Source organism: Haloactinopolyspora alba (assembly GCF_003014555.1).
GTDB lineage: Bacteria > Actinomycetota > Actinomycetes > Jiangellales > Jiangellaceae > Haloactinopolyspora > Haloactinopolyspora alba.
Genome location: NZ_PYGE01000001.1, coordinates 347372 through 367902, shown reverse-complemented (window position 1 = coordinate 367902; position 20531 = coordinate 347372). Strand labels below are relative to the sequence as shown.

At 71.2% G+C, this 20531-nt stretch carries 15 protein-coding genes; 10 read left to right on the top strand and 5 right to left on the bottom strand.

What is annotated here, in order from left to right; translation table 11 throughout:
• Positions 1-151 precede the first annotated feature (151 nt).
• The 4 genes from CLV30_RS01635 (at position 152) to CLV30_RS01620 (ending at position 5439) form a co-directional block, all read left to right on the top strand.
• Positions 152-1423 (top strand): Cys-Gln thioester bond-forming surface protein, encoded by a 1272-nt coding sequence (locus CLV30_RS01635; protein WP_129710816.1) that lies wholly within the window; start codon positions 152-154, stop codon positions 1421-1423.
• Positions 1424-1860: 437 nt separating this feature from the next.
• The gene (gene pdhA, locus CLV30_RS01630) at positions 1861-3012 is read left to right on the top strand and encodes a pyruvate dehydrogenase (acetyl-transferring) E1 component subunit alpha (RefSeq protein WP_106535423.1); all 1152 of its coding nucleotides are present in this window, start codon (positions 1861-1863) and stop codon (positions 3010-3012) included.
• 11 nt (positions 3013-3023) lie between these two features.
• Positions 3024-3998, top strand: a complete 975-nt coding sequence (locus tag CLV30_RS01625; protein WP_205740406.1) for an alpha-ketoacid dehydrogenase subunit beta — start codon at positions 3024-3026, stop codon at positions 3996-3998.
• A gap of 10 nt (positions 3999-4008) precedes the next feature.
• The gene (locus CLV30_RS01620; RefSeq protein ID WP_106535421.1) at positions 4009-5439 is read left to right on the top strand and encodes a dihydrolipoamide acetyltransferase family protein; all 1431 of its coding nucleotides are present in this window, start codon (positions 4009-4011) and stop codon (positions 5437-5439) included.
• A 70-nt stretch (positions 5440-5509) separates the two neighbouring features.
• On the opposite strand, the gene pcaF is transcribed toward CLV30_RS01620, so the two are convergent.
• Entirely contained in the window at positions 5510-6715 is a 1206-nt protein-coding gene (pcaF, locus tag CLV30_RS01615) for a 3-oxoadipyl-CoA thiolase (protein WP_106535420.1), read from the bottom strand.
• Entirely contained in the window at positions 6712-8730 is a 2019-nt protein-coding gene (gene paaI, locus CLV30_RS01610) for a hydroxyphenylacetyl-CoA thioesterase PaaI (RefSeq protein WP_106535419.1), read from the bottom strand. Before paaI ends, pcaF begins: the two co-directional genes overlap by 4 nt.
• Before the next feature lie 80 nt (positions 8731-8810).
• Between paaI and paaN the strand changes: the two genes are divergently transcribed.
• From paaN to CLV30_RS01580, 6 genes are all read left to right on the top strand, one after another.
• Positions 8811-10511 (top strand): phenylacetic acid degradation protein PaaN, encoded by a 1701-nt coding sequence (gene paaN / locus CLV30_RS01605; protein ID WP_106535418.1) that lies wholly within the window; start codon positions 8811-8813, stop codon positions 10509-10511.
• A 142-nt stretch (positions 10512-10653) separates the two neighbouring features.
• Positions 10654-12024, top strand: a complete 1371-nt coding sequence (locus CLV30_RS01600) for an ABC transporter substrate-binding protein (RefSeq protein WP_106535417.1) — start codon at positions 10654-10656, stop codon at positions 12022-12024.
• A gap of 71 nt (positions 12025-12095) precedes the next feature.
• Positions 12096-13061, top strand: a complete 966-nt coding sequence (locus CLV30_RS01595; RefSeq protein ID WP_106535416.1) for a carbohydrate ABC transporter permease — start codon at positions 12096-12098, stop codon at positions 13059-13061.
• Entirely contained in the window at positions 13058-13975 is a 918-nt protein-coding gene (locus CLV30_RS01590; protein ID WP_106535415.1) for a carbohydrate ABC transporter permease, read from the top strand. The genes CLV30_RS01595 and CLV30_RS01590 overlap by 4 nt, the downstream gene beginning before the upstream one ends.
• A gap of 28 nt (positions 13976-14003) precedes the next feature.
• Entirely contained in the window at positions 14004-15035 is a 1032-nt protein-coding gene (locus tag CLV30_RS01585; protein WP_205740365.1) for a LacI family DNA-binding transcriptional regulator, read from the top strand.
• A gap of 30 nt (positions 15036-15065) precedes the next feature.
• Positions 15066-17141, top strand: coding sequence for an alpha/beta fold hydrolase (locus CLV30_RS01580; RefSeq protein ID WP_106535414.1), 2076 nt, complete (start codon positions 15066-15068; stop codon positions 17139-17141).
• 34 nt (positions 17142-17175) lie between these two features.
• Here CLV30_RS01580 and CLV30_RS01575 read toward each other — a convergent pair whose 3' ends face one another.
• From CLV30_RS01575 to CLV30_RS01565, 3 genes are read right to left on the bottom strand one after another with little or no spacing between them, the layout of a single operon-like run.
• Positions 17176-18339 (bottom strand): ABC transporter permease, encoded by a 1164-nt coding sequence (locus CLV30_RS01575; RefSeq protein ID WP_106535413.1) that lies wholly within the window; start codon positions 18337-18339, stop codon positions 17176-17178.
• Positions 18336-19502 carry an ABC transporter permease gene (locus CLV30_RS01570; RefSeq protein WP_106535412.1) on the bottom strand — a complete coding sequence of 389 codons (1167 nt, stop codon included), beginning with the start codon at positions 19500-19502 and terminating at the stop codon, positions 18336-18338. The genes CLV30_RS01575 and CLV30_RS01570 overlap by 4 nt, the downstream gene beginning before the upstream one ends.
• 1 nt (position 19503) lies before the next feature.
• On the bottom strand, positions 19504-20490 hold the full coding sequence (locus CLV30_RS01565; protein WP_205740364.1) for an ABC transporter ATP-binding protein: 987 nt from the start codon (positions 20488-20490) through the stop codon (positions 19504-19506).
• Positions 20491-20531: the final 41 nt, after the last annotated feature.

Sequence of the window (20531 nt, the reverse complement as noted above, 5' to 3'; positions counted from 1 at the left end):
ATTGAGGACGAATGACGGGTAATTGCGGCACTCGCCGCACTGGCGGGGCAACTTCCTTTTGGAGTGATTGATCACTACTATGCGCCGTCTGGGGGAACGTGATCCGTCACCGGGCATCGGTGGCGATGACTGATATCCGCAGAGGAGCTGCATGTCCACGCACGTCCTCCGGCGCCGTCTCGGCGTCGGTGTACTCGCCGCCACGACGGCGGCCATGCTCGTCCCCACAACCGCAACCGCGCTCGACGTCGCCGACGCCGAGGCGCAGGCCGAACTGGCACCGGACAACAACGTCGCCGGCTACGGCGTCAACTTCCAGGACCGCGAAGCGCTGAAGACCCTGCTGATCGGGTTGCGCACCGGTGACGGAGCCGCACTCCGGACGTACTGCGTCGAGATCGAGATCGGGATCGACGACGAAGCCGAGATGGTCGAGGTGCCGTGGGACCAGTACCCGGTTCCCGATGCACCGTTCACCGAGAACGCCGACAAGATCCTCTGGGCCCTGCAGCACTCGTACCCGGTCACCGATCTGGACCGGATCGAGCAGGAGCTCGACGGCGTGTCGTTCAACGACGGGCTGTCCGAGCAGGAAGCGATCACGGCGACCCAGGCGGCCGTCTGGACGTTCAGCGACGCCGCCACCGTCGACGTCGACGACATCACCACCAAGGGCGGTGACGTCGACGCGGACGTGCGGTCGCTGTACGAGTACCTCACCGGAGACGCGAACGTCGGCATCGGTGACCAGCCGGAACCCGCGCTGAGCCTCGACCCGGCCGCGCTGGAGGGTGAGGCCGGCGAGCTCATCGGGCCGTTCTCGGTGTCGACCACGGCCGACGAGGTCACCGTCGCGCCCACGCTGCCCGACGGTGTGACGGTGGTCGGCCCGGACGGCGCGCCCCTGCCCGAGACCGTGACCGACGGCGCGGAGTTCAGCGTCGACGTGCCGGAGGACGCCGAGGCCGGCAGCGGCACGGTGCACCTCGACGCCATGGCGCAGCTGGACATCGGCCGGCTGTTCGTCGGCTCGACCGACGAGATCCGCACCCAGTCGCTGATCCTGGCGCAGTCGGAGAAGACGAAGCTCGAGGTCGAGGGGACGGTGGAGTGGAAGGCCACGCCGGTCCCGACGCCGACGGAGACGCCTACCGCGACGCCGACGTCCACCGAGACCCCGTCGCCGACGCCGACCGAGACCCCGACCCCGTCGCCGACGTCCACCGAGACCCCGACCCCGTCGCCGACGTCCACCGAGGACGCGACACCGTCGGAGACCCCGACGCCGTCGCCGTCCGAGACGCCGGAAGGGGAGCTGCCGGACACCGGCGCGGCGCCCGCGCCGCTGCTGATGGTCGCGCTCGTGCTGCTCGGAGGCGCTGCCGTGCTGCTGCGTCGCCGCCTGCTCAGCGCGGGCGACTGACGCCGTAGGCCACCGCCGACGTGGGGGTGGTGGTGACGCGCTGCGGTGCGTCACCACCACCCCCACGTCCATGTGTACGGCACCCGTCCGCGACACGTCCGGCGCGAAACTCGGACGACCGAGCACTTGATCGGACGACAGACGACTTGTGCGGTCGACGCAGCGTCGAACGGTCGAAGTTTGTCCGGATCGAGCGCGCCGGCGCACGGCGCTCGCAGGCAGGCTGGCACCAGGTCGCCGACGCTGCCTGTCGGGCCGCCGCCCCGGTGCCCAGCCGACCGGCTGATGGGTACCGTATGCGGTAGCACGACCGTGACCGAGGTCACGATCGGCGCCGACCGTGGGAAGGGGCCCACCCTCAGTCCCGGCCACGGTTGGCGTCAACCACACGACAGGCGCGCGGCGACCCCGCGGAGCCGACGACGTGAAGGAGAGACATGAGTGTCGACACGGCGGCGCAGCCGGTGGCAGAGACGTCGCACGAGCCCGAACTCGTCCAGTTGCTGACCCCCGAGGGACAGCGCGTTCCGCACGAGCACTACGACAGCCTGGTCGCCGACGTCACGGCCGATGACATCCGCGCGATGTACCGCGAGCTGGTGCTGGCGCGCCGCGTCGACAGCGAGGCGGTGTCGCTGCAGCGCCAGGGCGAACTGGGGCTGTGGCCCAGCCTGCTGGGGCAGGAGGCCGCCCAGATCGGGTCGGCACGGGCGCTGCGCCCCCAGGACCACGTCTTCCCGACGTACCGCGAGCACGGCGTCGCGCTGCACCGCGACGTCGACCCGGTCCGGTTGCTGGCGCTGTTCCGCGGTGTCGACCAGGGCAGCTGGGACCCGGCACAGTCGCACTTCCACCTGTACACCATCGTCATCGGCGCACAGACGCTGCACGCCACCGGCTACGCCATGGGCGTGCAGCGCGACGGCGCCATCGGCACCGGCGACCCGGGCCGCGACACCGCCGTGATGGCCTACTTCGGCGACGGGGCGACCAGTCAGGGCAGCGTCAGCGAGGCGTTCATCTGGGCCGGCGTCACCAACGCCCCGGTGGTGTTCTTCTGCCAGAACAACCAGTGGGCCATCTCCGAGCCGCTGGAGCGCCAGACCCGGGTGCCGCTGTACAAGCGGGCCGCGGGGTTCGGGTTTCCCGGCGTGCGTGTCGACGGCAACGACGTGCTGGCCTGCCTGGCCGTCAGCCGCGAGGCCCTGCAGCGCGCCCGCGACGGCGAGGGCCCGACGTTGGTCGAGGCGTTCACGTACCGCATGGGCGCACACACCACCAGCGACGACCCCACGCGCTATCGGCTGAACGCAGAGCTCGAGCACTGGCGGCTCAAGGACCCGGTCGAGCGGGTGAAGGCGTACATGGTCCGTAACGATCTGGCCGACCAGGCGTTCTTCGACGAGCTCAGCGACGAGTCCGACCAGCTGGCCGAGCGGATGCGTGCCGAGTGCCGTTCGCTTCCCGAGCCCGCGCCCACGTCGATCTTCGACCACGTCTACGTCGAGCCCACGCCCGGGCTGGTCGAGCAGCGCGACGGCATGGCCGCCTATCTCGACTCGTTCGCCGACGAGGAGGTGCACCAGTGAGCGCCGAATCGATGACCATCGCCAAGGCAGTCAACGCCGGGCTGCGCCGGGCCATGGAGGGCGACGACCACGTCCTGGTGATGGGTGAGGACGTCGGCAGGCTCGGCGGCGTGTTCCGGGTCACCGACGGTCTGCAGAAGGACTTCGGTGAGGACCGCGTCATCGACACGCCGCTCGCCGAGGGCGGCATCATCGGCACCGCCGTCGGGCTGGCGCTGCGCGGCTACCGGCCGGTGTGCGAGATCCAGTTCGACGGCTTCGTCTTCCCCGGCTACGACCAGATCGTCAGCCAGGTCGCGAAGATGCACTTCCGTTCCGGTGGACGGCTGCGCCTGCCCATCGTGATCCGGATCCCGTACGGCGGCAGCATCGGCGCGGTGGAGCACCACAGCGAGAGCCCCGAGGCCTACTTCGCGCACACGCCCGGCCTGAAGGTCGTCACCTGCTCCAACGCCCTGGACGCGTACTGGATGGTCCAGCAGGCCGTCGCCCTCGACGACCCGGTGGTGTTCTTCGAGCCGAAGCGGCGCTACTACGAGAAAGCCGAGGTCGACCCGGCCGTCGACGCGGCGGACGTGCTGGCGCTGGAGTCCGCGCGGGTCACGCTGCCCGGCGACGACGTCACGGTGGCCGCGTACGGCCCGATGGTCAAGACCTGCCTGGACGCGGCGTCGGCGGCAGCGGACGAAGGGCGCTCGATCGAGGTCGTCGACCTGCGGTCACTGTCGCCGCTCGAGCTCGGCACCGTGTACGAGTCCGTGCGCCGGACCGGCCGGCTGGTCGTCGTGCACGAGGCGCAGCGGACCCTGGGTATCGGCGCCGAGGTGGCCGCGCGGGTCACCGAGGAGTGCTTCTACTCGCTCGAGGCACCGGTGCAGCGGGTCACCGGGTACGACACGCCGTATCCGCCGGCGCGGGTCGAGGAGCAGTACCTGCCTGATCTGGACCGGGTGCTCGACGCCGTCGACCGCTCGCTCGCGTACTGAGGAGGCCGGCATGGGTGTGCTCGAGTTCAATCTGCCCGACGTCGGCGAAGGGCTGACCGAGGCGGAGATCGTTTCGTGGAAGGTCGAGCCCGGCGACACGGTCCGGGTCAACGACGTCATCGTGGAGATCGAGACGGCGAAGTCGGCGGTGGAGCTGCCGTCACCGTACGCAGGCTCGGTCGATCGGCTACTGGTCGACGAGGGGACGACGGTCGAGGTCGGCACGCCGATCATCGCGGTGCGTACCGACGACGACGCGGAGCCGTCCGCCGGAGCCGACGGCGGAACCGCCCCGGGCGGGTCGGCGCCGCGGCCCGAGGAGCAGGCGTCCGGCGAGTTGGCGTCCGGTGAGGAGACGTCCGGTGAGGAGACGTCCGGTGCGCAGGCATCCGGCGCGCGGAACGGTGGCCGGCAGGCGATGCTGGTGGGCTACGGCCCCCGGTCCACGTCCGCCAAGCGGCGCCCGCGCAAGGCCGCCGTGTCCGAAGCCCCGGAGGAGCCCGCTGCCGGGGGCACCGCGCATCGGCCGGCGTCGGTGCTGGCGAAACCGCCGGTGCGGAAGCTGGCGAAGGACCTCGGCGTCGACATCACCACCGTCACCCCCTCCGGACCGGGAGGCACGGTCACCCGCGAGGACATCCAGTCCGCATCCTCGTCCATGATCATCGGCACTTCGCCGGCATACAGCCCGGAAAGTGCCGATGATCAACGGATAACCGGTGCCGGGTGGGGCGGGCAGCCGCGCGAGGAGCGGGTGCCGATCCGTTCGGTGCGCAAGGCGACGGCGAAGGCGGTCACGAAGTCCGCGTTCACCGCGCCGCACGTGTCGGAGTTCGTCACCGTCGACGCCACCCGGACCGTCAAGCTGGTCGATCGGCTGCGCGAGACGCGGGAGTTCCGCGACGTGAAGCTGACCGTACTGGCCGTGCTGGCCAAGGCGATGTGTCTCGCGGCCCGCCGCACCCCCGAGGTGAACGCGCGATGGGACGACGACGCCGGCGAGATCGTCTTCCAGCGCTACGTCAACCTCGGCATCGCCGCGGCGACGCCACGCGGGCTGGTCGTGCCGAACGTGAAGGACGCCGACCAGCTGGGGCTGCGCGATCTCGCCGTGGCGATCAACGAGCTGGCGGAGGCGGCCCGCGCGGGCTCGACACCGACCGAGGACATGCTCGGCGGCACCATCTCGATCACCAACGTGGGCGTGTTCGGCGTCGACACCGGTACGCCGATACTCCCGCCCGGCGAGGCGGCCATCATGGCGTTCGGGGCCGTGCGCAAGCAGCCGTGGGTGCACAAGGACAAGGTGCGCCCGCGCTGGGTGACGACGCTGGGGCTGTCGTTCGACCATCGGCTGGTCGACGGTGAGCAGGGCTCGCGGTTCCTGGCCGACGTCGCCGCGCTGCTGGAGGACCCGGCCAACGCGCTGGCGTGGGGCTGAGCGGGCCGAGCCGATGCCTTCCCATGATCATCGGCACTTTCCCGGCCATGTGGCGGCAAAGTGCCGATGATCATGGGGTGGGGCGCTCCAGCAGCATGCTGATGCCCTGGCCGACACCGATACACATCGTGGCCAGGGCATGCCGCTCGTCCCGGCGCCGCAGCTCGTGCGCGGCGGTCAGGGCGATGCGCGCGCCGCTCATGCCCAGCGGATGCCCCAGCGCGATGGCGCCGCCGTTCGGGTTGACGTGCTCGGCGTCGTCGGGAAGGCCGAGCACGCGCAGGCAGGCCAGCGCCTGGGCCGCGAACGCCTCGTTCAGCTCGACGACGCCCATGTCCGACGGGTCGAGGTCGGCACGGGCCAGCAGCTTCCGGGTGGCCGGCACCGGGCCGAGGCCCATGAGACGGGGCTCGACACCGGCGGTGGCCGCCCCCGCCACCCGCGCCAGGGGCGCGGCGTCGTGCCGCTGGACCGCCGCGCCGCTCATCACCAGCACGGCGGTAGCGCCGTCGTTGATGCCGGACGCGTTGCCGGCCGTCACCGTGCCGTCCGGGCGCACCACGGGGGACAGCGCCGCGAGCGCGGCTGAGGACGTGTCGCGCGGTGCCTCGTCGCGCTCGACCACGATCGGTTCGTCGCGGTGCCGGGGCACCTCGACCGGGACGATCTCGGCCGCGAGGCGGTCACGTCCGGCAGCCGCGCGCTGCTGGCTGCGCAGCGCGAAACCGTCCTGGTCGACGCGGTCGACCGCGTGCTCGGCGGCGACGTTCTCGGCGGTCTCGGGCATCGAGTCGGTGCCGTACACGGACGCGAGCGCGTCGTTGACGAACCGCCATCCGATGGTCGTGTCGTACAGCTGCGCCTGGCCCCGGTCGTAGGCCGTCTGCGCCTTGGGCATCACCAGCGGCGCCCGGGACATCGACTCGACGCCGCCGGCCAGCACGATCTCGGCCTCGCCGGCGCGCACCATCCGGGCGGCGTACGCGACGGCGTCCATGCCGGAACCGCACAGCCGGTTGATGGTGGTGCCCGGCACCGTCGTGGGCAGCCCTGCGAGCAGGACGGCCATCCGGGTCACGTTGCGGTTGTCCTCGCCGGCCTGGTTGGCGCAGCCCAGCACGACGTCGTCGACGGCGTCGGCGGGAACGGCGGGGTGCCGCTTCAGCAGGGCGCGCAGGGCGTGCGCGGCGAGGTCGTCCGGTCGGACACCGGCGAGGGCGCCGCCGTAGCGGCCGATGGGCGTGCGGATGCCGTCGACGACGAACGCCTCGGTCATGGTTCCTCCTCGTCGACGAGCGTGCCCGGAACCTGGCGGCACCGGCCGCGGAACTCGGCGGCGACGTGCCCGTCGTCCTGGCCCGATTCCGTCGCGACGACCGTCACGTCGTAGACGCCGCTGCGTTCGCCACGGTGCCGCTCGCGGGCGCGGGCCTCGAGCCGGTCGCCTCGCCTCGCCGGCGCGACGAACGTGATGTCGCAGCTCTGGGCCACGGTGGTGCGGTTGTACGAGTTGCAGGCGAACGCGAACGCGGTGTCGGCGAGCGCGAAGATCAGCCCGCCGTGGCAGATGCCGTGCCCGTTCACCATGTCCTCGCGCACGGTCATGCTGACCACGGCGTGTCCGGGGGAGACGTCGTCGATGGTCATCCCGAGCGCCTGCGACGCGGCGTCGCCGGCCCACATGGCCGCGGCCGCGCGCCGGGCGAGCTCCTCGCCGGGCGGGCTGCCGCGTTCGCTCGCGTGCGACCGCGCGGGTTCGGCCCGGGCGCGCAACTGCGGCGACACCCGGTAGCGCCGAGCGTCGTCCGCCGCCGCCAGCGCGTCCAGCACACCGACCACCCAGGACCAGCCGAGCGCCTCGCCCCACGCGTACGGGCCGCGCGGATAGTTGACACCGAGGCGCATCGCGGTGTCGACGTCGTCGGCCGAGGCGACGCCGGTGTCGACGGCATCGGCGGCGAACGCGGCGAGCATCGCGACCGTCCGGGCGACGACCAGGCCGGGGATGTCCGGAAGCACGGTCACCGTGTAGCCGAGGTGCTGCAGGAATCCGACGGCCGCGTCGACGTGCTCGGCCGGGGCGTGCTCGGGCGCCGCGACCCCGACGCGGGTGGCGCCGGCGTAGTCGAGCTGCAGGGCGAGATCGACGAGGACGACGGTGGCAGGTCCCCCGCCGGTGTGCTGTGCGGCGGTGCGCCCGTCGGTCAGGCGCAACACGACGTCGCCCGCGGACAGAACCCAATGCGGCGAGTCCGGGGCCTGCTGCCAGCCGGGCTCGTCGTCGAGCGGACCGCGAGCCCGGCGGACCACACTCGTCAACGGACCGCCGGTCACGCCGCCCACGCCGGTCCAGGTGCGTCCGGTCTGCGAGCGCTCTCCGGCGGTCGACGGCGCGGGCCGGGGCTCGTCGCCGGTGTGGACACCGTGGCCGGTCTTGCGGCCCAGCCTGCCGTCGGCCACCAACCGCTCCTGCAACGGCGACGGCTCGAACCGCGGGTCGCGGTCGAACGCCTCCCACACCGACCGGCTGACCGCCAGGTTGACGTCGAGCCCGATGAGGTCGATCAGCTCGAACGGCCCCATCCGGAACCCGCCGGACTCGCGCAGCATCGCGTCGACCGTGACGGCGTCCACCAGGCCGGACTCGAGCAGCCGGAACGCCTCGCCGTAGTACGGCCGGGCCACCCGGTTGACGATGAAGCCGGGCGTCGACGCCGCGCGGACCGGCGTCTTTCCCCAGCGGCGGGCAGTGGCGACAAGCGTGTCGAGCACGGCCGGGTCGGTCCGCGCCCCCGCGACGACCTCCACCAGCGGCAGCACCGGGGCCGGGTTGAAGAAGTGCAGGCCCGCCACCCGCCCCGGCCCGGCCAGCCCGAGGGCGAGGTCGTCGACGGACAGCGAGGACGTGTTGCTGGCCAGCACCGCATCCGCCGCACAGATCCGCTCGAGGTCGGCGAACAGCTGCTGCTTGACCGCCAGGTCCTCGACGATCGCCTCGACGACGAGCCCGCAGCCGGCGAGGTCGTCGAGGGCGGTGACGGAACTCAGCCGGTCGGTGGCCGCGGCGGCGTCGGTGTCGCTCAGCCGGCCCTTGGCCACCGCCCGGTCGAGGTGGGTGCCGACGGTCGTGACGGCGCGTTCCGCGGCGGCGCCGTCCTGGTCGTGGAGCCGGACGGGATGGCCGGCTACGGCCGCCACCTGGGCGATGCCGGCGCCCATCGTCCCGGCGCCGACGACACCGACGGGGACCGTCGCGGCGAGCGCGCCGGCCGAGGTCACTGGCTCGGGCATGACATCTGGCCCCGTCCGTCCATGTGTGACAAGGTTGTGCATAACGTGCGTCATTCTGTCACACCGCTGGAGGTCCACCGATGCCGCTGGACGATCTGATCGATCGACACCGTGACCTGCTCACCCAGGCGCGGACGGCGATCGGGGCGCGGACGTTCTTCTCCGCCTATCCGGAGTCGCCGAGCCCGCGGGTCTACGGCGAGACCGCCGCCGGCGAGGGCACCGCGGCGTACGAGGCCAGACTGGGCACCGAGTGGGCGCTGCCGACGCCGGGCGCCCGCGGGCAGGTCGCCACGGAGCGCAGCCCGTTCGGTCCCGAGCTCGGAGTGCGCTACCCGCGGCTGCCTGCCGACGCCGACGCCGTGGGCACGCTCATGAGCGCGGCCGGGGCGGCGATGCCCGCCTGGCGCCGCACCGGTGTGGACGGCCGGTCCGCGGTCTGCCTCGAGATCCTGGCCCGGCTGCACGAGCGGATCTTCGAGCTGGCGCACGCGGTCATGCACACGTCCGGGCAGGCGTTCGTGATGGCCTTCCAGGCCGGCGGGGCGCACGCGCTGGACCGCGCTCTCGAGGCGGTGGCCTACGCCTACGCGGAGCAGGAGCGGATGCCCGCGAGCGTCGAGTGGGAGAAGGCGTCGAAGCGCGAGACGCAGCGGATGTCCAAGGCCTTCCACGTGGTCCCGCGAGGGGTCGCGCTGGTGGTGGGGTGCAACACGTTCCCCACCTGGAACTCGTGGCCGGGCCTGTTCGCCTCGCTGGCCACCGGCAACGCCGTCGTCGTCAAGCCGCATCCACGCGCGGTGCTGCCGCTGGCGATCACCGTGGAGGTGGCACGCGAGGTGCTCACCGAGCGGGGTTTCGACCCGAACCTGGTGACGCTGGCCGCCGAGGACCCGGCCGACGGGCTGGCGGCGGTACTCGCGGTGCGCCCGGAGGTGCGCATCGTGGACTTCACCGGGTCGAGCGCGTTCGGGCGCTGGCTGGAGGACAACGCCACCCAGGCGGCGGTGTTCACCGAGAAGACGGGCCTGAACACGGTGGTGGTCGACTCCACCGACGACATCGACGGGCTGACGGCGAACCTCGCCTTCTCGCTCAGCCTGTACACCGGGCAGATGTGCACCGCGCCGCAGAACATCTACCTGCCCCGCGGCGGCATCGACACCGACCGCGGGCGCCTGTCGTTCGACGAGTTCGGCGCGGCGCTGGCTGCCGCGGTGCGTGACCTGCTCGCCGACGACACCCGTGCGGTGGAGATCCTCGGCGGGGTGGTGAGCGACGTCGTGCGCGACCGCGTCGACGCGACGGCCGGGCGCTCCGACCTGGTGCTCGCCTCGCGCGCGATCGAGCATCCGGCCTGGCCGGACGCCACCGTGCGCACCCCCGCCATCGTCGCGCTCGACGCCGGTACCGCCGGCGGCTCCGGCGACGCCGCCGAGTACACGAGCGAGTGCTTCGGGCCGGTCTCGTTCCTCATCGGCACCGATTCGACCGCCGAGTCGATCGAGCGGCTGTCGACCACGGTGCACCAGCACGGTGCCATGACCGCGTCGGTGTACTCGACCGATCCCGCCGTCCTCGACGCGGTCGAGGAGGCGGCGGTCGACGCCGGCGTGGCGCTGTCGGTGAACCTCACCGACGGCGTCTACGTGAACCAGACGTCGGCGTTCTCCGACCTGCACGGAACCGGCGCCAACCCGGCGGCGAACTCGTGCTTCACCGACGCCGCGTTCGTCACGCCGCGCTTCCGCTTCGTGGCCACCCGCCGGCACCTTCCCTGAACGGCTTCCCTGGACAGCGTGACGTAATCGTTACGGCGACGTTGCTGCCAGCCCCTTGCGAAAATTGAGCGTAAACGTTTTCGTTCATTCAGCGGATTCGAGTACTCGCGCTCGAACCAGTGCACGGGAAGGGAGGCACATCATGGTCAAGAGCAACGCTCGCCGCGGCGTCGTCGCCGCCAGCGGTGTGGTCGGTTTGTCGTTAGTCCTGGCCGCCTGTGGCGGAAGCGACGACGAGGGCGGTGGCGGGACGACCGACGCGGCGGACGTCGACTGCACCCCGTTCGAGAAGTACACCGAGGAGTACGGCGACCTCGAGGGCACCGAGGTCACCATCTACAGCACGATCACGCCGCCGGAGGACCAGACGCACATCGAGTCCTACGTCGGCTTCGAGGAGTGCACCGGCGTCGACGTGGTCTACGAGTCCTCCGACGAGTTCGAGGCGCAGCTGCAGGTCCGCATCCAGGGTGGCAACCCGCCGGACATCGCGTACCTGCCGCAGCCCGGACTGCTGCGGACCATCGTCCAGGACACCGGCGCCCCCGTCCCGGCACCGCCCGGTGTCGAGGCGAACGTGGACAAGTACTTCTCGCCGGACTGGAAGCAGTACGGCACCGTCGACGGCACGTTCTACGCGGCTCCGCTGGGCTCGAACGTGAAGTCGTTCGTCTGGTACTCGCCCACGGCGTTCGAGTCGAACGGGTACGAGGTCCCCGAGACATGGGACGACATGATGGCGCTGTCGGACCAGATCGTGCAGGACGGCGGTGTGCCGTGGTGCCAGGGCATCGCCTCCGGCGACGCCACGGGGTGGCCGGCCACCGACTTCATCGAGGACATCGTGCTGCGCACGGCCGGTCCCGAGGTCTACGACCAGTGGTACCGGCACGAGATCCCGTTCAACGATCCGCGGATCGTGGACGCGGTGAACCAGGCCGGCGAGATCCTGAAGAACCCCGACTACGTCAACGGCGGGTTCGGTGACGTCTCGAGCATCGCCACGACCGACGTCAACCAGGCGGGTCTGCCGATCCTCGAGGAGCAGTGCTACCTGCACCGCGCGGCGTCGTTCTACGCGCCGAACTGGCCCGAGGGCACCGAGATCGCCGAGGACGGCGACGTGTTCGCCTTCTACCTGCCCTCCATCAACCCCGAGCACGGCAACCCCGTGCTGGGCGCCGGCGAGTTCACGGTCGCCTTCGACGACCGGCCGGAGGTCATGGCGTTCCAGGAGTACGTCTCCAGCGCCGAGTGGGCGAACACCAAGGCCGAGCTCGGTGGCTGGGTGAGTGCGAACAACGGCGTCGACCTGGCCAACTACCAGGACCCGATCAGCCGCCTGTCGGCGGAGCTGCTGCAGGACAAGGAGGCGGTGTTCCGCTTCGACGCCTCCGACCTGATGCCGGGTGACGTCGGTGCCGGCTCGTTCTGGACCGGCATGGTCGACTGGATCACCGGGGCGAGCACCGAGGAAGTGCTCACCCAGATCGAGGACAACTGGCCGGAGTAGAACCGTCGCCGTCAGTCCGGGGGCCGGCCGATCCACGGTCGGCCCCCGGCCCACGCAACACAGGTGGAGTCATGGATACCGCTGAGAAGCTCGCCCAGATGGCGCTGGCCGTCGCCCTGTTCGCCGGGGTCGTGGGCCTGATCCTGTTGCTGGCCGGCAGAGTCCGGCGCGGCGCCGACCTGGCGCAGGCGCTCGCGTTCGTCGTCCCGGCGCTCGCACTACTCGCCGTCGGCCTGATCTACCCGGCGCTGCGCACCGGCTACCAGTCGTTCTTCGACCGCACGACCGAGAACTTCGTGGGCCTGGCCAACTACCAGGCGCTGTTCGAACGCGACGACCTGCTGGTGGTCCTGCGGAACACGCTGATCTGGGTGCTGGTCGCACCGGTGGTGGCGACCGTCATCGGCCTGGTCTACGCGGTGCTGGTGGACCGGTCCCGGTTCGAGGCGTTCGCGAAGTCGCTGATCTTCATGCCGCTGGCCATCTCGCTGGTCGGCGCGTCGATCATCTGGCGGTTCGTCTACGAGTACCGGCCGGACCAGCAGAACATCGAGCAGATCGGACTGCTCAACCAGATATTGGTGTGGCTCGGGATGGAACCACAACAGTTCCTCCTGAACTCACCGCTGAACACGTTGCTGCTGATCGTCATCCTGATCTGGGTGCAGGCCGGGTTCGCCATGACGGTGCTGTCGGCGGCGATCAAGGGCATACCGCAGGACATCGTCGAGGCGGGCCGGCTGGACGGCCTGTACGGCGTCAAGATGTTCCGCTACGTCACGGTGCCGAGCATCCGGCCGGCATTGATCGTCGTGCTGACCACGATCTCGATCGCCACCCTCAAGGTCTTCGACATCGTGCGGACCATGACCGGGGGTCAGTTCGAGACCAGCATCGTCGCGAACGAGTTCTACACCCAGAGCCTCGTCAGGGGGAACTACGGGCTGGGCGCCGCGTTGGCGATGGTGCTGTTCGTGATGGTGATCCCGATCGTGATCTACAACGTCCGGCAACTGCGAAAGGCGGACCACCGATGAGCACGGTGAAGACGACGCCGGAGGTACGCGAGGGCTGGGACGGCGCGGCGGCCGCCTCCCCGTCGGCGCGGGCACGCAAGCGACTCACCTCGCCCGGTGCGTCCATCGCGGCGGTGGTCATCGCGGTGTTGTGGACGTTGCCGACGTTCGGCCTGCTGCTGTCCTCGTTCCGGCCGGAGGAGGACATCAAGGGCAACGGGTGGTGGAACTGGTTCACTGACCCGGAGCTCACCCTCGAGAGCTACAACGAGGTGCTGTTCGGCAGCACGACCCAGCTGTCGACGTACGTGGTGAACTCGGTGGTCATCACGGTGCCGTCGGTGGTGATCCCGGTCGTGCTGGCGCTGCTGGCGGCCTACGCGTTCGCGTGGATGAAGTTCCCGTTCCGGAACACGCTGTTCGTGGCGGTGTTCGCGCTGCAGATCGTGCCGATCCAGGTCGCGCTGATCCCGTTGCTGCAGATCTTCGTGGACACCGGGCTGAACGGCACATTCTGGCCGTTGTGGATCGCGCACTCGGTTTTCGCGCTGCCGCTGGCGGTGTATCTGCTGCACAACTTCATGAGCGACATCCCGGCGGAGCTCGTCGAGGCGGCGCGGGTCGACGGCGCCGGGCACGTGAAGATCTTCCGGGCGATCATGCTGCCGCTGGTGTTGCCGGCCATCGCGGCGTTCGGGGTCTTCCAGTTCCTGTGGGTCTGGAACGACCTGCTGGTGGCGCTGACGTTCGCCGGCAGCACCTCGGACGTGGCGCCGCTGACGGCGCGGATCGCGGAGCTGGTCGGCACCCGGGGGACCGAGTGGCACCTGCTGTCTGCGGGCGCGTTCGTCTCGATGCTCGTCCCGGTGATCGTGTTCGTGACGATGCAGCGCTTCTTCGTGCGCGGCCTGCTCGCCGGTAGCGTCAAAGGGTGAGCCGACGAACTGGTCGCCAGGACTCTGGATGGTCGAGATGACCGGGATCGTGGACGTGGCCGCCCGGGCCGGTGTTTCGGTGGCCACCGTGTCGCGGGCGCTGCGTGGATTGCCCGGGGTGTCGGACGCCACCCGCGAGCAGATCCGGCAGATCGCGGCCGAGCTGGGCTATGTCGCCTCGCCCAGCGCGGCCGCGCTGCCGACCGGGCGTACCGGTGCGGTCGCGGTCGTGTCGCCGGTCGCGACGACCGGGTGGTACTTCAACGCCGTGTGCGAGGGCGCACAGGAGGTGCTGGCCGCCAACGGATTCGACGTGCTGCGTTACGACCTGTCCGAGGTGGAGACGAACCGCAGGCGGGTGTTCGACACCCAGCTGCTGCGCAAGCGGGTGGACGCGCTGCTGCTCACCAGCCTGCCGCTGACACCGGAGGAGGTCGAGGCGCTGCACGCGATGAACCGGCCGGTCATGGTCGTCGGGCCGATCGTGTCCGGGCTGCCGAGCGTGCGCATCGACGACGTCGAGGTCGGCAGGATGGCGACCGAGCACCTCGTGGGCCTGGGGCACCGCGAGATCGCGTTCGCCGGTGGCGACCCGGACGACCAGCTCGGGTTCCCGGTCTCGCCGGATCGCCGGATCGGCTATGCCGAGGTCCTGCGGGAGGTCGGTGTCGAGCCGGACCCCGCGCTGACGGTGCCGGCGAAGTTCACCGTGGAGGCGGGGGTGGCGGCGTTCGCCGAGCTGTGGGCGCGCGACGTGCGGCCGACGGCGCTGTTCGCGGCGTCGGACGAAGTGGCGATGGGTGCGATGCACGAGGCCCGGCGCCACGGCGTGCGCATCCCGGAGGACCTTTCGGTGGTCGGGGTCGACGACCACGACATGTCGTGGTTGTTCGGGCTGACCACGGTGGCGCAGGACGTCCGCGCCGAGGGCCGGATCGCGGCGGGGACCCTGTTGGAGGCGTTGCGGTCCGGCATCGCCGGAGAGACCACGGTCACGACGGTGCCGACCGAGCTGATCGTCCGCTCGAGCACCAGGCCGGCCGGACAATCCGCTTCGTAGCGGGGCAACGCGCGTGATAGGCAAGGAACCGTGACAGAGCCTACGCCTGCGACTCCGGACACTCCCTCCACACCCTTCCACGACCTGGACGACTATGTCGCGTTGCCGCGCACGTCCGGTCTGACGCTGTCCCCCGATGGCACCCGCCTGGTGACGGCGGTGGCCACACTCGATCCGGACCGGACCAAGTACGTCACCGCCCTGTGGGAGGTCGACCCGGCCGGTGTCCGACCCGCCCGCCGGTTGACCCGCAGCGCCACGGGCGAGAGCGGCGCGGCGTTCCTTCCCGACGGCTCCCTGCTGTTCGGCTCCGCCCGGCCGGACCCGGACGCCGGTTCCGATGAGGGAGCCGACGGCGCCGTGCCGCTGCTGTGGCAGCTGCCGGCCGACGGCGGCGAGGCACGCGTGGTCGCGAAGCGACCGGGCGGTGTCGGCGGCGTGGCGGTCGCGCGCGACGCGGGCACGGTGGTCGTGTCGTCGGACACCCACCCGTCGTCCGTCGACGAGGAGTCGGAGGAGAAGAAGCGCAAGGACCGCAAGGAGGCCAAGGTCGCGGCCATCCTGCACGAGCGGTACCCGGTGCGGTTCTGGGACCACGACCTCGGGCCGGCCTTCCCGCGTCTGTTCGCGGGCGCTCTCGCCGAGGGCGAGACACCGCTCGACGATCCGGTGGTCGAGCTGCGTGACCTGACCCCGGATGCCGCCCGTGCGCTCGAGCTGGCCGACCACGACGTCGCGCCGGACGGCTCGACCGTCGTGACGATGTGGAACGTTCCCGAGCGCGGCGGGTTCCGGCACGCCCTCGCGGCCGTCGACGTCGCGACCGGCGAACGGCGGATGCTCGCCGACGACGTGGGCTACGAGTTCGAGAACCCGCGCATCAGCCCGGACGGCGCCGCCGTCGCGGTGGTCCGAAGCCGCAGGCCCACTCCGGACGAGCCCGTCGACATGAACCTCGCGGTGATCTCGCTGGCGGACGGATCGATGCGCGAGCTGACCGGCGACTGGGACCGTTGGCCGAGCGCGGCGCGCTGGACACCGGACGGCACCGCGCTGATCGTCGTCGCCGACGAGAACGGCCGGGCGCCGGTGTACCGCATCGAGGTGGCCGACGGCTCGATCACCCGGCTGACCGCCGACGACTACGCCTACAGTGACGTCGTCGTCGCACCCGACGGCGCCACCGTGTACGCGCTGCGGACCTCCTACGCCGAGCCGCCGGCGCCGGTCCGGCTGGCCGCCGACCGCGCCGACCAGGAGTCGGTGCGGCTGCCCGCCCCCGCCCCGCCGCCGGAACTGCCCGGTTCGCTCACCGAGATCGAGACCACGGCCGGCGACGGCACCCGCGTGCGCGCCTGGCTGGCCCTGCCGGCCGGGGCGTCGGCCACCAGCCCGGCGCCGCTGCTGCTGTGGATTCACGGTGGTCCGCTGGGGTCGTGGAACTCCTGGTCGTGGCGGTGGAACCCGTGGAACGCGGTGGCCCGCGGGTATGCCGTGGTGCTGCCCGATCCCGCGCTGTCGACCGGCTACGGGCTGGACTTCGTCCGCCGCGGCTGGGGCGCCTGGGGTGCGGCGCCGTTCACCGACCTGATGGCCGTCACCGACGCCACGGTCGCCCGCGACGACATCGACGAGACGCGGACCGCCGCCATGGGTGGCTCGTTCGGCGGCTACATGGCGAACTGGGTGGCGGGGCAGACCGACCGGTTCGATGCCATCGTCACGCACGCCAGCCTGTGGGCGCTCGACCAGTTCGGCCCCACCACGGACGCGGCGTTCCACTGGGAGCAGGAGATGAGCGCGGAGATGGCCGCCGCTCACTCGCCGCACAGGCACGTCGACGCCATCACCACGCCGATGCTGGTGATTCACGGCGACAAGGACTACCGGGTGCCCATCGGTGAGGCGCTGCGGCTGTGGTACGAGATCGCCTCGCGGGCGGAGGGCGACGACGGCGAGATGCCGCACAAGTTCCTCTACTTCCCGGACGAGAACCACTGGGTGCTGACGCCGCAGCACGCGAAGGTCTGGTACCAGACGGTGCTCGCCTTCCTCGACCACCACGTGCTCGGCAAGGACTGGCAGCCGCCGGCCCTGCTCGGCTGAGTTCGCAGCGGCGTCGCCGGACTCGCCCGCGCGCTCAGAGCGCGCGGGCGAGCGAGCGCCGCAGCAGCCACGAGCCGAGGGCCAGCAGCACGGCGGCCATGGCGGCGAGCACGCCGATCGAGGGCAGGATGTCCACCAGCCCGGCGCCGTGGCGCTGGATCTCGGCGAAGGCCTCGTAGCCCCAGGCGTGCGGCGTGAAGTCGGCGATCGTGCGCATGCCGTCCGGGAAGAGTTCCAGCGGGAGCATGGACCCGCCCAGTCCGGCGAGGACCAGACCGGTGCCCACGCCCACGCCGGACGCGGCGGAGTCGTTGTCCATCACCGAGCCGATGACCATGGCGGCCGCGGCGGCCACGACGCAGAACATGCTCAGGATCAGCAGGGCCAGCGCGATGTTGCCCCAGGCGACGCCGAACAACAGCGAGGAGGCCGCCATGATGTAACCGCCCTGGAGCATGGCGATCACGAACCGGCCGAGCACCTGGCCGGCGATCACCTGAGCGGCGGACACCGGCGCGGCCAGGGTGCGGGCGACGACGCCCTCACGCCGGGCCTGGATCAGCGTGGCCGATCCCGCCAGCGAGATCAGGAACACGAACAGCAGCGTCTGCTGGGCGGCACCCACGTCGAACTGGCCGACGCCGCTGAACTCCTGCGCGAGCTCGTCGACGTTCGACACGCTCACCTCGGGCGGCTGGATCGTCTCGCGGGCTCGCGCCAGCGCATCCTGTGCCGCCTCCTCGTCCAGCCCGGCGGTCGTCAACGCGGTGACCTGGCTCTGCTCGACGCCGACGGCCCGCACGGCGGCGCGTACGTCCTGCACGGTGGCCTGCGAGCCGGACTGAGCGGCGGTGACGATCTCGATGCGGACGTTCTCGCCCTCGTCGAACGCCCGGGCCGCCCGGTCGGAGACGAACAGGCCGACGTCGCTGCGTCCGCGCGCCAGCTGTTCGCGCACGTCGTCGGCGTCGTCGAAGGTCACGGTGACGTCGTCGGCTTCGAGCTCGTCCACCACGGCGGTCCGCAGCGCCGAGCCGTCGCCCGCGACGGCCACCCGCCCCTGTGAGCTGTTCTCGCCGAACTGCAGCCCGATGACGAGCACCAGCAGCAGCGGGAAGATGAACACGAAGAAGATGTTCGACCGGTCCCGGAAGAAGCGCCTGAGCTCGACGACGCCGATCGCCAATGCGGGCCTCATGCCGCCGCCCGATCCGGGATCAGCCGGGAGACCAGCAGACAGGTGGCTCCGAACCCGACCATGATCAGCAGAGGTGTGCCGAGGTCCGCCACGTCGCCGCCTCCGGACGTGATGCCGAGTCCCGCGATGAACGCCGCGATCGGGTTCAGATCGATGATCGTCGCGGCCCATCCGCTCGCCGGGATCGGGAAGAAGGCGCCGCCGGCCATGCCGAGCACCACGGCGATGATCGACTGTACGACGTTGGCCTGTTCCGCGGTCCGGGCGATCCTGGCGACGACGAAGGTCAGCGACGTCGCTGCGGCGACGACGCCCACGACCAGCACCGCCACCGAGAACACGTCGCCGAAGTCGACCCCGAACAGCATGGACCCCACGGTCAGCAGGAACGACGTCGCGAACACGCCGAGCAGGAAGCCGGTCAGCGCTTTCGCCGCCACGACGGTGGACGGGCGCATCGGCATGGACTGCAGCCGCGCCATGGTGCCCTGCTCTCGTTCGGCGAGCAGCCCGAGCACACCGAAGCCGACGGTGAACAGCAGGAACAGTCCTGCCTGGCCGGCGACGAGGGTGCCGCGCGAGGTCAGCTGGTGGTCGGCCGCGCGCCCTTCGGCCAGTGCGATGCGGTCGCCGACAGCGGCGGCCTCCCGGGCGATGCGGGCGAGCTCGTCCGGCGGGAGGCCCTGCGCTCTGCCGGCCGCGGTGGCCTCGGCGCCGGCGGTGAGCCGGTCGACCGTTCCCCGGGTCACCGAGATCAGCACGTCGGACTCGAGCCCGCCGCCGTCTCCTTCGACGATCTGTACCCGGGTCTGTTCGCCGGAGGTCAACGCCGGTGTGAAGCCCTCGGGCACGGTGATGCCGAGGGTCGCGTCGCCGTCGGCGGTGCGGTCGCGCACCTCGTCGGCGGGCACCTCGCGCACCGTGACGTCCATGGCGCCGATCCCTTGCAGCGCCCCGGTGATCGCGCTCGCGAGCGGGTCGTCGGCGGGGACGCTCGCCGCGACGGTCACCGGCTGCAGCTCGGTGCTCTCGTCGAGACCGCTGAACAGCAGGTTCAGCACGCCCATGAGCGCGAGCGGGACCACCAGGCCGAAGAGCAGGACGGACCTGTCCCGGATGCGCTGGCGCAGGTCGAACCCGACGATCATGAACAGCTGGCGCATGTCAGTCTCGCAGCGCCTTGCCGGTGAGATGCAGGAACACCGATTCCAGGTCAGGCCGGGTGATCTCGACGTCGGTCAGCGACAAGCCCGCCCGGGTGGCGGACGTGACGATGCGAGCGACGGCGGTGGGTGCGTCGCGCACCGTGAGGTAGAGCGTGCGCCGGTCGGCATCGACCTGTTCGACCTCGGGCAGCTCGCGCAGGGCGTCGGCGGCGACGTCGATGTCGCCGGAACCGTTCAGGCGGATGTGGTCGACACCGCCGGTGAGGCGGACCAGCTCGTCGCGGCTGCCCTCGGCCTGGATCCGCCCCTCGTCGATGATGCCGATGCGGTCGCAGAGCCGCTCGGCCTCCTCCATGTAGTGGGTGGTGTACAGCACGGCCATGCCCTCGACGGACAGGGCCTCCACGGATTCCAGGATGGCGTGGCGCGACTGCGGGTCGACGCCGACCGTCGGCTCGTCCAGGATCAGCAGGCGGGGTTGGTGCAGCAGGCCGATCCCGATGTTGAGCCGGCGTTTCATGCCGCCGGAGTACTCCTTGGTGAGGTCGCCGGCGCGGTCGGTCAGGCCGATGAGCTCGAGCACCTCGTCGACGCGGCGGTCGAGTGCTTCCCGGCCGAGCCGCTGCAGCCGGCCGAAGTACCGGAGGTTCTCGCGACCCGTGAGGTCGGGATAGATGGCCAGGTTCTGCGGCACCAGGCCGATGTGGTGCTTGACGTCGACCCGGTCGGGGCCCATCTCACGTCCGTTGACGAGCGTGGCGCCGCTGTCGGCGCGGATCAGGCCGGCGACCATGGAGATCGTGGTGGTCTTTCCCGCGCCGTTCGGACCGAGCAGCCCGTAGGTCTCACCCTGCCCGATCCGGAACGAGACGTCGTCCACCGCGGTGATGCCGCCGAAGCGCCGGACCAGCGACCGGACCACCAGGACGTCGTCACCGGCATCGGGCACGCGGGTGCTTTCGTCTGGAACGGTGTCTGCGGACACGCGGCGGCACCCTCGCTCGTCGGCTCTGGCGGGTCGGGGCC